Annotated in this window: 14 protein-coding genes and 1 tRNA gene; 8 read left to right on the top strand and 7 right to left on the bottom strand. The window is 45.4% G+C overall.

What is annotated here, in order from left to right; all coding sequences use genetic code 11:
• Positions 1–14: 14 nt before the first annotated feature.
• Both AC50X8_RS00075 and AC50X8_RS00070 read right to left on the bottom strand, forming a co-directional pair.
• A complete protein-coding gene (locus tag AC50X8_RS00075) occupies positions 15–2,387 on the bottom strand; it encodes an MMPL family transporter (RefSeq protein ID WP_056029118.1) in 2,373 nt (790 codons plus the stop codon).
• Positions 2,388–2,441: 54 nt separating this feature from the next.
• Entirely contained in the window at positions 2,442–3,059 is a 618-nt protein-coding gene (locus AC50X8_RS00070) for a TetR/AcrR family transcriptional regulator (RefSeq protein WP_235533021.1), read from the bottom strand.
• A 425-nt stretch (positions 3,060–3,484) separates the two neighbouring features.
• Between AC50X8_RS00070 and AC50X8_RS00065 the strand changes: the two genes are divergently transcribed.
• Positions 3,485–3,865 carry an immunity protein PIM1 family protein gene (locus AC50X8_RS00065; RefSeq protein ID WP_056029116.1) on the top strand — a complete coding sequence of 127 codons (381 nt, stop codon included), beginning with the start codon at positions 3,485–3,487 and terminating at the stop codon, positions 3,863–3,865.
• A gap of 134 nt (positions 3,866–3,999) precedes the next feature.
• On the opposite strand, the gene AC50X8_RS00060 is transcribed toward AC50X8_RS00065, so the two are convergent.
• A complete protein-coding gene (locus AC50X8_RS00060) occupies positions 4,000–4,890 on the bottom strand; it encodes a LysR family transcriptional regulator (RefSeq protein WP_494877988.1) in 891 nt (296 codons plus the stop codon).
• Between the two features lie 126 nt (positions 4,891–5,016).
• On the opposite strand from AC50X8_RS00060, the gene AC50X8_RS00055 reads away from it, so the two are divergent.
• Both AC50X8_RS00055 and AC50X8_RS00050 read left to right on the top strand, forming a co-directional pair.
• Positions 5,017–6,195 (top strand): MFS transporter, encoded by a 1,179-nt coding sequence (locus AC50X8_RS00055; protein WP_494877986.1) that lies wholly within the window; start codon positions 5,017–5,019, stop codon positions 6,193–6,195.
• 32 nt (positions 6,196–6,227) lie between these two features.
• Positions 6,228–6,303 (top strand) — tRNA-Ala (locus AC50X8_RS00050).
• A gap of 362 nt (positions 6,304–6,665) precedes the next feature.
• Here the strand turns inward: AC50X8_RS00050 and AC50X8_RS00045 are convergent.
• Complete coding sequence (locus tag AC50X8_RS00045) at positions 6,666–8,606, bottom strand: S8 family serine peptidase (protein WP_494877984.1); 1,941 nt, start codon at positions 8,604–8,606, stop codon at positions 6,666–6,668.
• A 646-nt stretch (positions 8,607–9,252) separates the two neighbouring features.
• Between AC50X8_RS00045 and AC50X8_RS00040 the strand changes: the two genes are divergently transcribed.
• Together AC50X8_RS00040 and AC50X8_RS00035 are read left to right on the top strand one after the other, a co-directional pair.
• Positions 9,253–9,813, top strand: coding sequence for an RNA polymerase sigma factor (locus tag AC50X8_RS00040; RefSeq protein ID WP_056029109.1), 561 nt, complete (start codon positions 9,253–9,255; stop codon positions 9,811–9,813).
• Positions 9,794–10,486, top strand: coding sequence for a DUF4367 domain-containing protein (locus tag AC50X8_RS00035; RefSeq protein WP_056029107.1), 693 nt, complete (start codon positions 9,794–9,796; stop codon positions 10,484–10,486). Before AC50X8_RS00040 ends, AC50X8_RS00035 begins: the two co-directional genes overlap by 20 nt.
• 253 nt (positions 10,487–10,739) lie before the next feature.
• Here AC50X8_RS00035 and AC50X8_RS00030 read toward each other — a convergent pair whose 3' ends face one another.
• Positions 10,740–11,795, bottom strand: coding sequence for an S-layer homology domain-containing protein (locus tag AC50X8_RS00030; RefSeq protein ID WP_494877982.1), 1,056 nt, complete (start codon positions 11,793–11,795; stop codon positions 10,740–10,742).
• Positions 11,750–12,052, bottom strand: coding sequence for a hypothetical protein (locus AC50X8_RS00025; protein ID WP_494877977.1), 303 nt, complete (start codon positions 12,050–12,052; stop codon positions 11,750–11,752). Before AC50X8_RS00025 ends, AC50X8_RS00030 begins: the two co-directional genes overlap by 46 nt.
• Here AC50X8_RS00025 and AC50X8_RS00020 point away from each other — a divergent pair.
• Positions 12,039–12,293 (top strand): S-layer homology domain-containing protein, encoded by a 255-nt coding sequence (locus tag AC50X8_RS00020; protein ID WP_494877972.1) that lies wholly within the window; start codon positions 12,039–12,041, stop codon positions 12,291–12,293. The two genes, AC50X8_RS00025 and AC50X8_RS00020, sit on opposite strands and share 14 nt — an antisense overlap.
• A gap of 172 nt (positions 12,294–12,465) precedes the next feature.
• Here AC50X8_RS00020 and AC50X8_RS00015 read toward each other — a convergent pair whose 3' ends face one another.
• Complete coding sequence (locus tag AC50X8_RS00015; RefSeq protein ID WP_494877970.1) at positions 12,466–12,837, bottom strand: iron chaperone; 372 nt, start codon at positions 12,835–12,837, stop codon at positions 12,466–12,468.
• A gap of 560 nt (positions 12,838–13,397) precedes the next feature.
• On the opposite strand from AC50X8_RS00015, the gene AC50X8_RS00010 reads away from it, so the two are divergent.
• Both AC50X8_RS00010 and AC50X8_RS00005 read left to right on the top strand, forming a co-directional pair.
• Positions 13,398–14,612 (top strand): cytochrome P450 family protein, encoded by a 1,215-nt coding sequence (locus AC50X8_RS00010; protein WP_056029097.1) that lies wholly within the window; start codon positions 13,398–13,400, stop codon positions 14,610–14,612.
• A 29-nt stretch (positions 14,613–14,641) separates the two neighbouring features.
• A complete protein-coding gene (locus AC50X8_RS00005; RefSeq protein ID WP_494877968.1) occupies positions 14,642–14,899 on the top strand; it encodes a ferredoxin in 258 nt (85 codons plus the stop codon).
• Positions 14,900–14,987 lie beyond the last annotated feature (88 nt).

Below are 14,987 nucleotides of genomic sequence, written 5' to 3'. Positions count from 1 at the left end.
GAAAATGTTGAACGTTATGCGGGCTTGTTCGCCTTCTTTTTGCTGTCGATGCTGCCCTGAGCATTCAGTGCGGTAATCAGCTTGTCACCCTCGACATCGAGGTTAGGCAGAATGCGGTCTAACCATTTTGGCAGCCACCAAGCTTTATCTCCGAAGACAGCCATGACGGCTGGGACCAGTGTCATACGGACAATGAAAGCATCGATAAGGATGCCTATAGCCAGCGCGAAGCCGATCTGTTTGATCATGGCATCAGGTGCGAAAATGAATCCGGCAAAGACGGATACCATAATGACAGCAGCGGCTAGAACGATGCGGCTTGCTAGATCATAGCCGTGAACGACACTGTCGGTTCCTCTATGACCATGCACGTAAGACTCACGCATAGAGCTTACTAGGAAGACCTGATAATCCATCGCCAGTCCGTAAAGAATACCAGTGACAAGAATAGGCATAAAGCTGAGCAGCGGGCCGCCTGTGTCAAAGCCGAAGAGTGAATGCATCCATCCCCACTGGTAAACGGCTGTAGTAAGGCCGAACGTCGCAAGTATGCTGAGAATAAATCCGACCGTCGCTTTGATGGGAACGATGATCGAGCGAAACACAAGCAGCAGAATAATAATAGACAGAATGACGATGATGCCGACATACAGAGGGAACGCCTCCGACAGCTTAGACGACATATCAATATTAATAGCGGTGAACCCAGTAACTCCCAGCTTAATATCCGTATTTTGCGCAATGCTTGATTCTGGGGCGCGCAGATCGTTTACTAGATCCTTCGTTGCCAAGTCTGTTGGTCCTGTTTTGGGAATAAGGCTAATAATCGCCATATTGCCCGTTTTATTCACACCCATCAGTGTGACGAGTGAAACATTGTCATGCTTTTGAAGCTCTTGGACGAGATTGCCGAGTTTTTCAGGAGTAAATGTATCGGAGGCATTTTGCGGCTCGCCCACCAGAAGCAGGGGACCGTTGAAGCCTTCTCCGAATCCTTTGGAAATCGCGTCATAACTTTGCCTTGCAGCCGTATCGAGGTTTGCCGAGGCGCCAGAGGGAATCCCGAGCTCCATTTTTGTAACCGGAATCGCTGCCGTGCCTAGAACGATGATCACTCCGATAATAATAAGCCAGCGGTATTTCACCGTTCCCTTAACCCAGCGAATCGAGAAGCCATGCTTAGCTTTCTGGTCAGAGCTGTTGTTTTTCATACGGACTTTAGGCGAGCAAATACGTTCACCTACGAATCCAAGCAGAGCAGGCAGCAGGGTCAGGGCTAGCAGTACAGTGACGAAAACCGTCACACCAGCGACCATTGCCATCGTAGACAAGAACTCAATGCCAATAACGAGCATGCCGAACAAAGCAATAATAACCGTTAAGCCTGCAAAAAATACCGCGCTGCCAGCTGTACCTACAGCTCTGCTCGCAGCTTCACGCGCACTTAAGCCTTGGTCTAAAATCATGCGGCGCTGACGATTCACAATAAACAGGGAATAGTCGATACCGACAGCGAGTCCAATCATGATCGCCAAAATAGGTGTTATGTCATTGATCGAAATGAATTTTGAGAGGGCATACGCGCCTCCAATGCTGATCGCTACGCCAAAAAGAGCGGTAAGCAGCGGCAGACCCGCAGCAACAACAGAGCCAAGCGTAATAATGAGCACAACGGCTGCAACGAGAAGCCCGATTGCTTCTGTCGAGCCTATGGCTGGCGTGCTCTTAAGCGAATCACTAGGTATAGCTGTAATGCCGGAATTGTTCTGCTCAACAGCTGCGACGGCGTTGATTACAGCGTCTGGTACGGATTTGGGCAGTGAAGCCTGCTGCTCGGTGAATTGGAACTGGAACAGGGCGAGACTGCCATCAGATGAGAGCATCACTCCTATTACCGGAACGCCATCTACCATCAAAGGGCCATAAGGAGGTATTTCAGCGGCGCTTGGCTGGTTCGTTTGTGTTCCTTGGGCTGCTTGTGTTTCTTGGCTCGCCCCTGCAGCCGCGGCGCCCATTTGGCTGCTGTCAGCAGCCGAAAGACCAGCTTCCGCAGCCAATTTGGCAGGATTAATGACATAGTCTACATTATAAACGTCATTAACAGCCTTCTGGATTAAAGCTAAACGTTCTGGTGTATCCAAACGTTCACCAACTGGTACCGTAAAGGCAATACTGGCTTGTCCGCCAGAAGCTTCGGGAAGCTCTTTCGTTAGTTGATCGAGTACCTTCTGCGATTCTGTACCGGCAATTTTCATTTCTGAGCTGGAATGGATGCCGTTGACTGCGAGCATAGCGATTACGACGCCAAGGATGGCGATCCAGCCGATGAGGAACTGCCATGGCTTGTCATAAGCGGATTTTCCTAACTTGTACAAAAATGTTGACATGTGATGTTAATCTCCTTTATATCATGATGAATGGTGGTTAGTGGTCAGTAGTGGCTAGAAGCCCTTTCGCAAATACTCAAACATCGAATTTAAATATTGATCGAATGGGATCGCAGCTGTCGGTTCTGCTTCTGTCTCGCCCAGAAGCAGGACGTTCAGACTGCCGTCAAGTATTGGTACAAACGCTCCATAAACGGCGCCGACTAGAAGATGGGTATAACCGTCCTTATAACGTCCGCGGGCGAATGGTTCCAATGCTTCCTGAGCTGCCATTTGCAAACGGCGGAACACACCCAAGATATACGGCTCAAGTGTAGGGTACTGCTTCGAAAGGGAGATGAATTTGCGTATTTTAAGCAGAAACTCAGCAGTAAACTGCATCTGCATCAGGCTGTACAACACATCAAGCGGTGTTGCTCCTTGTGGCAAGCCCGCAAGTAATTTCTCATATTCCTCTACACTCGTTGTTGGGACAGCGACGGCAGCAACGGCTTCTTCTTTGCAGGAAAAATAGTTGGCGAACGTGCGTCTCGAATATCCGGCCTGCTGCACGACGTCGTCGACTACGAAGCCATCCAAACCTTTTTCAAGCGCGAGCTCGAATGCGGCTTCGGCCAGGGCAGAGGCGGTGGCTTCTTTTTTCCTATCACGCAAGGTTTGTTTAGCAATCAATGACTACACCTCCTTTGTAAATTCGTATACATGGAAAAAGCGTATTTTATACAACTGTCATAAATATTATTGCCCAATATGCAAAAATGCACAATGGGCAAGTTTTTCGAAATTGTGAACGTTACTTAGAGAATTGTAGTGATTTTCTCTAGGAAGCAACTATTGCAAATTTTATAAATATTGACAGATAATCTTATACTCGCTACCTGCCAAATGTATGGAGCACGACCTTAGGTGTGTTCCTTTGAATATAGTATTTAGGTTAATATATATTAAGTAAGTAAAGTGTTTTGCGAGAAGGTTTATTCAAAATCGATTTTTAATTGCGTTACTATAGTTAAGCTGATACTTGTTTTGCCGTTATTTTATGTTGTTGCAATCTCACATGAGCGCTTGAAAGAACTTTAATTAGGAGGCGGATTTTGGTGAGTCAATCACAATTGGACATATTGCTAGAGGGTTTGGAGGCAGGGAGCCTGCTTACGGAACAAACATTTTCTGAACTGGATGCTGACCAATATTTAGATATACGTGATGCGAACGATGACGAATGGATTACGGCTTCAAAGCGATGGGAGCTCGATGCTGATGGTTCTGATGTGGAAGAGAGTGAACAAATACATGCGGGGCGAGAACAAGCGTTCAAGCAAGCATTCCGCTTGACAGGGAACCATGATCTCGCCGGGTATATAAGCGATGATATTCGTTTGATCTGTATGGCTTTAAGGCAGGACGGGGGCGAAGATCCGGTTATTAAACATATGCTATCGTCCTATTTGCAAGGCCAATTGCCTTTATTAAGCTAGATGCTGGAGATGGAATAATCGTGATGTGCCGAATCGTAACCGTTTCATTTAAGGTAGCTAGAACAAGGGACAACCCTTGTGCACAGCTGTCTTTTTTGTTTGCATCATTGCGGCTGCCTGAAGGCATAGTCGCTCTAGCCATTTTTTCCATGAAAAAAATCAATCAGCCCATCCGTTAATTGTTGATGCGAGCGGCTAATAAAGCGATCCGTACAATACATCAGCTCCATATGGCGCACAGGTGTAGGACCTTTAAAGGGTATAGCTACAATGTCCAGGCGTTCTGGAAATTGACGAAGCAAGCCTTTCGGCTGTATAGTAGCGCCTATCCCAGCAGAAACTAATTGCAGCAAGGAATGGGCCGAACTGGTTTCCATAACGGTAGCTAATTCAAAGCCTTCTTTGATGCAAACCTCATCCACTAAATCACGGCCGAGAAAGCCTTTCGGATACATAACTAATGCATGCTGCACCAGCTCTTGCAGCGTAATTTCCTTCTGTTTAGCAAGCTCGCTTGCTGCATGAACGAAGAGATAATAAGGCTCCGAGCCAAGCGGGACTTGGACTAATCTTTTATCAGGCAGGCCTTGCAAGCCAATTCCGATATCGACTTTATGGTTAAGCACTTCTTCTTGTACATGGATAGTCGAGAAAACCTGCAGCTGGATGTGAGGATACTTCGCCTTAAAAGGAACGAACAGCGGGACGAGTTGAAAATCCAAATCCGAGGGCAGCACGGCCAGACGGACGGTGCCGCCTTCTCCAGATAGAAGCTCCTTTATCGCATTTTTGGCATCCCGTTCTGCTTGTAGCATCTTAACTCCGTAATGCGACAGGAGCTTGCCGGCTTCCGTTGCCACAACCTTTTTACCGATGCGGTCAAAAAGCGGCGTGCCGAGCTCAGCTTCAAGGATGCGAATTTGCTGGCTTAATGTAGGCTGTGAGATGCCAAGCCTTTCGGCAGCCTTCGTAAAATGAAGCAGTTCAAATACGGCCATAAAGTATTGGATATTTCGATTGTCCATGCAGAGGCTCCTTTGAATAATAGTTTTTTACTATCATAATAATATAAATTATAGGATTGATCAATGAAACGTGGCGCCATATACTTGATGAAGAGTTACAAAGCTAAATAGAGAGAGGCAGCACCTATGAAAAAATATTTTTTACTGTTAGCTATATTTATTGCAGCTTTAAATCTAAGACCGATTATTACATCGGTTGCCCCTTTGCTTCGTACGATGCAAAATGATCTGGCCATGAGTGGACTGACCGCAAGTCTACTAACGACATTACCTGTCTTATGCATGGGGATTTTTGCTCCAGCGGCAACCACATTACGTGATCGAGTAGGGCTTGAACGAACTATTTTCTTTGCATTATTTCTCATTACAGGGGCAACCGCTTTGCGGGGGATTGTTAGCTCCGTCTTTATATTGGTTGTAAGTGCGTTAGTTGGCGGAATCGGAATCAGCTTGGCAGGGCCGCTGCTGTCGGGCTTTATTAAAAAGTATTTCCCCACAAAGCCCGGCATTGTAAGTGTTTATTCTGCTTCGATGACCGTAGGGGCAGCCATTGCCTCTGCATTTGCCATACCTTTATACAATCGCAGCAATCACAGCTTAACGCTGACTTTGTCATGCTGGGCTATTTTCGGCGTGGCGGCCTTAATCGTTTGGTCGGCTTTTCTTGGAAACAGGGGGAGTAAGGAGAACAAGGGGAGCAAAGAAGGCTTAGTGCGATCTAGTTCGAAGCTGCCAATCCGCAATAAAAAAGCGGTTATGTTGACCATATTTTTTGGATTAATGGCCAGTGTCTTTTATTCGGTTACGGCGTGGATTTCACCGATTGCCCTCAACTTCGGGTACAGCGCAGCCAGCGCGGCTATGCTCCTTACCGTCTTTACGATTATTCAAATTCCGGTATCGTTAACGATTCCTTTTCTTGTAGCTAGGTCTGGGAAACGGAGATTTTATCTGATCCTTTGCAGTGTGTCTGAGCTAATCGGGATTGTTATGCTGCTATTCCATCTGCCGATGCTGCCAGCTGTAATATTGCTGGGCATTGGGGCGGGCGGGTTGTTTCCACTGGCGCTTATGCTGCCGATTGTCGAGACGGATACGCCAGAGGAAGCAGGAGCATGGTCGGCAATGTCTCAGTGTGGCGGCTACATCATAGGAGCAATGGGGCCATTATTAATTGGGGCGATTTATGATCGTAGTGGGAGCTTTATGGCTGCGCTACTTGCGATGCTTGCTGTTATAGTGGTGATGATTGGGGTGCAGGTGGTTATTACGGGGGGGAAGAGTGAGGGAGAGGTAAGTGCCTGAATATACTGAGTACCAGCATAAAGATTTAATAAGGGGCCTTAGCTCGGCTGGAAGAGCGCGTCGATGGCAGCGATGGGGTCAAGAGTTCGATCCCCCTAGGCTCCACCATAATATAAATGTCAAAGTGGTACGACAATTCACCGAATGTTCAAGTTGCTATTGAAGGTTTTGGCAGATGGTGAGTTGGGAGAACAAATCGACCACGTATCGGTTAAAAACACGCTAAAAACGATGCGTAATCCGGGTAGCTATAAGGCAGGCATCCTAATAGAAAGTAATAGCCATCGCATCTTGATCCTTTTTTTATAAGTAAATTGTGAATTTGTAAATATTTTATTTAAGACAATTGATTTTTTAAAATAGGAGTTTACTTACAGAGCAGAAGTAGGGGGTCATCGAAGATAATAATAGAGAGGTTGGGAATTAATATGCCCCTACCTCTCTATTATTAAATCAAGTTTTTAATCTTTTTAGTAAGGACCGAGCACAGTCCAAACATCGTAGAGATTACTATTCAGATCGGGACGTTGATTTTGCGTCCACCATTTGGCTTTATACTTCACTCCGTTATAAGAAACAATGTCATCTTGAACATAAATGGAGGAAGCGCTCCATGGAGTAAAGGAAGCGTCAACTTGAACTGTCACCGAGTTATTTTCCGTAGACAAATTACTAAAGCCATCCCTAGCCTTGACAGTAAATGTATATGAACCACTTGTTAATCCACTAATCGTAGCGGAGTTGCTAGTCGTTCTTGCTATAGCAAATGGATCGTTATTCACATAAATGTCATAACCGATCAATCCAACATTGTCCGTAGAAGCTGTCCAATTCAAGGTAACTGTGTCAGTGATAGTACTAACAACTAGATTGGTTGGTGCTAGTGGTGCTTCTGTGTCGTTAGGCACGGCACCTGGCGTAGGTAAATTTGATATAATTTGTTTCAAATTGGGTAGGGTGCCGATTCTATCATTAGCCATATCGGAAGTCGGGGTATTGAACGGTAACCATCTCAGTATTCTACGAATTTCAGCTGGCGAATACGGCTCGCCGAAATTAGCCTTAGCAATCCCTTGCAGTTGTAGAATCGCGCCTACAACGACAGGTGAAGCGGAAGATGTTCCATTGAAATAGTCGGTATAACCAGTTGTCGAAGCAGTACTTGTTGCACCTAAGGTAGCAACGTTCTCACCAATACCGAAAACGTCGATTCGATTGCCATGGCTACTAAAGTCGAGTCTGTAGTGAGGCGCAGTTGATGATCCCGCTCCTACAAGTATTGCTCCAGAATCTTTGAAATCTGGGAGATCCCGATTGTAGATGTATTTATTATCCCAATGCTGGTACTGATCGAGATCAGCACCACCGTTGGCTCCCGCTTCTACAACGACAATACCTAAGCTTGTTGCATATTGGATGGCATCAAACTCTGCTGGCTGTGTTTCGATAGGTAACCAAGGACCGCCAAAACCGATCTGTATTTCAAGCAGAATAACGTCACCCGGAGATAATACTTGTGTGGCCGCTAAAATGGCTTCTGCTGCGCCACCTGAACGAACTAAAGAGGATACAATGGGCGTTGCTTTGTTAGCTAGCCCGATATTGCCGATAGCATTGTCAACCGCGGATACAACCCCGAGTACAGCCGTACCGTGACTACCATCTCCATCATTAATGCCACCTGGCAAAAGCTGTATGTTATGAGCAGCTAGATCTTCATGATTTAATGCCCAACTCCACTCGATATCGGCCCACTGGGTGCCTTTACCATCGCCACCTTCAAATTGCCAAGCATACGGAGCGTTAATACCTAGAGGATCTGCTTGCGCATATCTTTGAAATGAGAAGCGTGGATTGTTATCTGGAAGGACAGTTGTTGTGTTTGGAAAAGGTGCATTGGCTAATTCTGGTTTTTTGCTTAAATACGCTTCCTCAACGAGCGACAAGCTTCGCAACTTTTGTAACAACTGTTCGACGTCAGCGCCAGCAGGAATCTTGGAATAATAATAGCGATCAAATACGGATTCAAACGGACTATCAGTAATGCCTTTGTTAGCTGACGGTAAGAATTGCTGCGAGATTAGCGGGTCAAACGCTAATTCTGGGACAGCTGATAGCGGCGATACTTCTTGTTGCAATTGAAGTTTTCCTTCTTTACTTGGAAGGAAGGCTTGTTGTTTAAGTTTGACAACAATTTTTTCTTCGAATATTGAAGTTGCAGGGTTTGAGAATGATGTATTCGTCGGAAAGGACTGTCCACTCTCTGAAGCGTATGCTCCATTTGACAAAGTACCTAATGATAAAAGCAAGGTCGAGGCTAGAGCGACGGACAACGTTTTTTTTAATTGGGAATAAGTATGTATAATAGTAATCTCTCCTTTGTAATCGTTCTTTATTTTAGTTCCAAGCACTACCGTTTAGAAATTAAAAGTAATCAAAAAGCTGAACGCTAGTAATAAAGAGTAGACGAGTGCGATAGGTTACGTTCTGATTAAATGCGAATACAAGTCTATCATCCCCTTTTATTCAATATATTTAACTTTTTGTTTCTATCTGGATGAATAGACTAACAATTTACAGTGTAAGTTAAGGCGAATATTGGATCAAATCTGAGGTAAGCGTAAACAAAGACAGTAATATACAGATATCAGCTTGAAACTTCTATTTACTCTCTTTCCCATAGGTTCAGTAGGAGATAATGTCGAATAATTCCCACTTTAATGTAATTTATTGTTGTGAGCTGAGTCTAAACTCCTAATTTTGAAAAAGAAACCGACTAATCCGGTAGAGCACGTCGCTGGCAGCGAAGAGGTCATCTAGAGAAAATAGTGTTAGTATAAACGGATATTGGGGTTCTTTTAAACCAAAGATGAAGTCGAAAAGCCGCATCAACAGGCATACTGTTCATGTGGCCTTTATCGTTTGAAATTCAAGCTAGAAGGAGTTTGGGGAATTAAGCTTAAATTCGCGAAATCTTTATTGGACTGTCAGATTTAAAGCGCAGTGCAGCGAAAAATGCGCTCAGGCCGTCTAATAGGTGGAGGTGATAATTCAGTGATGCCGGCCGGCTCGAATAACAAGGAAAATTTCCCGAAAGATCCCTCTCAAGCTCTAGAGCAGCTGATGGAAAGCTTTGGCTCGACGATCATGCGCACCGCTTATTTTTATACCGGCGATCAGCATTTTGCCGAGGATATCAGTCAGGAGGTATTTCTTCGCGCTTATCGCAACTGGAACTCGTTTCGTGGAGATAGCGCGGTTAAAACCTGGTTGACGACGATCGCTATCAACGTTTGCCGGGACAAGATGGGCGTGCGGATGTTTACGGAACAGCCGACCGATCCCAGCCGGATGGAGCGGGGACGGATATTCAACGTGGAAGAAGAAGCGCTTAAAAGATTGCAGAAAAGCGAGATTTTGCGGCATATGCTGCGTCTGCCTCTGCCGTATCAGGAGGCTTTGTATTTATATTATTATCTGGACTTGGACACACGGGAAATTGCGAAAGCGACGTCGTCGCCCGAGGGCACCGTGAGAAACAGACTGCACCGGGCGCGCGAGGCGTTGGCTCGGGAAATGCGCAAGGAGGAGACAACCGATGACGGACATGGAGCGTAATTTACGACAACATTTGCAAAAGGAGTCGGATGATATGTTGTTTTCTAAAATGGAATTGAGCGATAGCGTTAAACAGAAGATCAGGAAACAAGCCGCCGCGGAGCAGAGGAGCCGCCGCCGATTCGTTCTCCCGAAAGCCTGGCTTGCAGGATCGGCAGCGCTGGTCGCGGCAGTCGTCATAGTGACGGCATTGCCGATGCTGCAAGAGCCCGCCGCAGTCCCGACCCCAGCGGATCATTCGCCCGGAATTGTACTGCCCGGAAACGGAGGAGCCACAGGTTCGGAGTTGTCCCAATTGATTACAACTCCGTTAGGAACGGCGGAGGCAGCGAAAGCAGCTTTCGGTTCCGGTGTGCTTGTTCCTCAAGTCGCCCCGGAAGGCTTCAAGCTGGCTGAGATCGTCGGCGTGGGAATGAAGGACCAACCGCTCAGAGATTTAAACTTCACATATGGCTCGGGTGATAAGACGGTGACGTTCAGCGCGAGCCGCATGCCGGCGGCGTTCCCGACGGACCTGTTCACACAGACCAAAGTGGGCGGAGCGGACGGCTTTATTTTCGAGCAAGCCGAGTTCACGGAGCTGTTCTGGGTGGTTGACGGCATTCAGTATGGCGTGTCCGGTCCGATTTCGGGCGACGAGGCCATGAAGGTAGCCGAATCGGTGGAGCCTTAATGAGTTGATGCGTGTATATCGTGAATGAATGGAACGCCCCACCCGTCGAATGCTAGATAAATTGGGGTAATGTAATATCCCCATAGGAGACGTGCAGATGAGATTAGCCGTTTTCAACTATAACAAAGAGAAACTGCCCAGACCCGGCCACAGCCAGGTTTGGGCAGTTTCTCTTTGTTAGTTGAATGTCTTCAGAAGGCGTTTCGCCGTCCCATTAAAAGCCGGGGAAAAGTCCGCGGCTCTCATTATGCCATTACTCATTAATTAACATTGCTTGCTGTAAGAATCTTGTTACAATTGCAGCAGTTTGTGCACGTGATAGGTGACTTGCTGCTGTAAGATGTTGATTATGGCCTTGCATGATATTGTTTATGACCATAAGTGCTACGGCTTTCTTCGCCCAACCAGAAACTTGTTGACTGTCCTCAAACGAACTTAATGCATGGTTCGCTTCGGCATCCGTCACGGTCGACGCAAGCGAAGTGATCGCCATCGTTCTAGATAAGATCACAGCTCCTTCTTGCCTTGTAATCGTCTGATCTGGTCTGAACGTATTATCCTCAAAACCTTGAACAAGTTGATAAGCTAAAGCCGTTTGTACAACAGATGCATACCAATCTGAGGACTTCACATCCTGTGGCAAGTTAATTTTCTCAACTGACTTCAAGCCCAAGGCTCTAACAACAATCGCGAGAAACTCTGCACGGGTGATATCTTGATCAGGTTGAAAGGTTGTTGCTGTAACACCATCAACAATGAGGCGCGAAGCCATATTATTGACATCATTTTGACTCCAATGTCCTTGCACATCGGCGAATTTCTTCGAGTTCCATATAATTGAATAGGTACTAATCGTTAAGCTATTCATTACGGCATGTAGTTTGCCGTCTTTTGTAAAGACATTTGTTGGGATGTGGGATATTGTTCCATCTTCATTTAATACAACGGCAGTTGTTATTTGAGTGGGATCGATTAAACTCGGCAATACAATCTCACGTGACACATAACGATCGAATCGATCGATCTTAATGGTACGATCTCCATACATAGCTATAATTTCAAAATTAATCGCTGGAGCAGCCAAAGTCACATTTTGGATTGTAGCGGCAGAATCAAGCAACTTCTTATCACCGTTAAAATCACCAACTGCTAGTGAAAAAAACTGATTCGAAAATGTAGAAATCGTTTCCTCTCGAAATGTGCCCGTTTGATCACCAAAGAGAATATGAAGTGAATATTCTGACGGACCATTATTAGCAACCGCTATATCAGCCCATCCATCACGATTAAAATCACCTGTAGCAAGCACGCTTGGTTCGTTGATGCCCCATATTCGTCACCAGTGGTAAATGTTCCATCCCCTTGTCCATACAAAATATATACTTTCTTCGTTCCCTTGTTAGCTATAGCCAGATCGATCTTGTCATCATCATTAAAATGACCTGAAACGATGGAATTGGGTGAGGAGATTCGATTATCATCAACTGAATGATCTTCTATCTGAAATTCCCCATTGCCGTCTCCAAGCAACACGCTTAGATGGTTTGATCCAGTGATCATAGCCAAGGCGATGAAAATCACTGAATTAAAAGACAAACTTGCTGCCAAGTCGACAGATGAGATCATTCATCCGTACAAAGATGCAGCAGCAGCCTCCGATTGGGCGCTGAACAGCATCGCAGACTCCTTGCAGGCTGGTATCGTTACTGGAATGCCGGGTGCAAGGCTTGCACCGAAGCAGGACATTACAAGAGCTGAAGTTGCCTTAATCGTTCAACGACTGCTTCAAAAATCTGATCTTATTTAATACATGTTTTTGAAAGAGGGTTATCAACAACAGAAATGTGAACTGCACCCCGTCAAGTAGACCGAACAATAAATAAAAGTTGTTAAGCGGCATCAGCCCTGAATTGCATTGGACATTTATTTTGCTTGCAAACGTACCCGAGACGAACCCGTATCAGAGGTTGCCTTATTTTTCATTTCCGCCAAAAAGTCGAACAATCCGCCTTATCCAAAATATTAAACTCAATCATTTTCTCAAGTAATGAGTAATCAACAGGACTATCCCATTTGATACGCATCAACTGACTGGTGTGATCATAGCCAGCTTGCACAATGGCATCAGAAAAATGATTAATGCCTGCCTTTTCAGGGGCCACAGCCATATGTTGCTTAGCTATGCTAAAGCCAATAATGAAGGTGTCGTGATCGGTAAACATAGGCTGATTCCAAGCGATTTTTGGCATTAAATTTGGAAATTTCGCAGCTATCCAAGCCAAAACCTCTTCGGTTCTAGCCCGATGGATCGGGTTATCTATATTCGCTAAATATTCTGCAAAAACTTCCATGTTTTTACCTCCGGGCTCAAACCCCAGTAATGTTCTAGCTTCTCCCAAACAACAAAAGGAATAAACAAATTTAGACTAAGTATATCAATGAAAGAATCAACTTTCCAGAGCAGCAGATTTACAGGCGGAGGACGCTAATCAATGCTACTTTTCCAGATGGGCCTGTTATGGCAGGGCCAATGGTAGCGATATTAGGGAATGTTTTCAGAAGATTCTTTCTGGCCACCCGTCCTTGCCAAAATAACAAGAGGAATTCCATGAAACTTATGGGGCCTATTGGGGAAAACCGCTTGGTATCTGCCTAAATGGCTTGACCGTATTAAAATATTAGCCAGTTAATAAGTGATGATTCCTGTTTTGAACTTTTGAATAGGAGTCATCTTTTTTCAATTCCCATTATCATTCTTTGAGGTCTTCGTTAAAATGAACTGGTAGTATAGTTAAAAATTACCCGTTTTAATAGGTTTGTTACATTAGTTCCAACGAATCATTGATAAGAAATGAACGAATAGTATAAAATTGAATTGTAAATAAATTCTAATTGCCTAAGGAGACTCCCAATGACAACAAATCAGCATAAGGAACCCGCCCAGTCGAAAATCGATTATTTGAACGAAGCGTTTATTCGAAATCCTCATCCCATCTATGCAGAGGTACGCGAGCAAGAATCAGTATCCCGTTTTCTTTTGCCCAGTGGTCACTATGCGTGGATTGTTACGGCGTATGAGGACGTTGCAGCAGTATTAAGCGATTCGCGATTTGTGACCAACCATCCGGTAGAGGAAGGAGTAGAACTTCCGTCCCATGTGGAGATTATTTCCCGAAACCTAAGCAATGTGGATGCAACCGATCACCGCAGACTTAGGCGTTTGGTGCAAAAAGCCTTTACCCCAAGAATGGTGGATCAGCTTAGGGGGCGAATTGAGGAGCTGACCAATGATCTTCTTGATCAAGTTCAGGCAAAGGGAGAAATGAATTTGATTGAGGATTTTGCATTCCCTTTGCCGATCAAAGTGATTTGCGAAATGCTAGGGGTTCCGATTGAGGATCAGGATAAATTCAGTGATTGGTCGAGCGCCATCATGGAAGGTTTTAATAATCCGAAGCATGCCGAACGCAGCGAGCAAGCGTTGATTGCATTCATCGATTATTTGCAGCACTTAATTGCTAGAAGACGAAGCGATCTCAAGCAGGATTTGATCAGCGACCTCATTCGTGTCGAGGAAGATGGGGATATGCTTAGCGAGCATGAGCTGTATGCGATGATATTCGTGCTTATCATAGCCGGCCATGAAACGACGGTGAATTTAATCGGCAACGGCGTGCTGTCATTATTGGAGCATCCAGAGCAGCTGGAGAAGCTGAAAAACGAGCCTGAGCTGATTCATTCGGCGATAGAAGAAATTTTGCGCTATGACGGGCCCGTTGAGGTCAATAATATGAGATTGGCAACGGAAGACGTCGAGCTTCAAGGCAAGCAAATCCGCAAGGGGGAAATGGTGTTTGTTGCGCTAGCTTCGGCGAATCGAGATGACAATCATTTTACGGATCCCAATACGTTCGACATTACACGAAAAGTGAACGACCATCTTGCTTTCGGCAAAGGAATTCATTTCTGCATGGGCGCTCCTTTGGCAAGATTAGAAGGGGAAATTGCCATTAGCACATTGCTTCGGCGTATGCCTGAACTTAGATTGAAAACAAATCGCGAGTCACTGAATTGGCGTCATGGCATCATTATTCGCGGCTTGAAAGAAATTCCGCTCGTGTTTTAAATTAGCCAATTAAGAAAGGAGGACTGATCATGGCCATATACACATGGGTGGATAAAGAGACATGTATCGCTTGTGGTGCTTGCGGTTCTGCGGCTCCAGATATTTTTGATTATGACGGAGATGGGCTTGCTGAGGTGTTCTACGGTGGAGATGGAAATCGTGGTGTTACTGCAATCGAAGATGACGAACTCATGAATGATTTTCAGGATGCGCAGGACGGATGTCCGACCGATTCGATCAAAGCTGCGGATAAACCATTCTCATTGAGCTCCCTCGGTAAAATGTAGTTTTCTCACGAATGCTCGCTTATTCGCAGGATCTCTCCAATAGATAAATCGCTATTCGGATAGAAGAGGGGGTGTACCGTCAAATTCG

The sequence above is a fragment of the Paenibacillus sp. JT22N15 genome (genome assembly GCF_059383755.1).
Note: the sequence above shows the minus strand (reverse complement) of the source record. Positions and strands in the feature narration are given on the sequence as shown.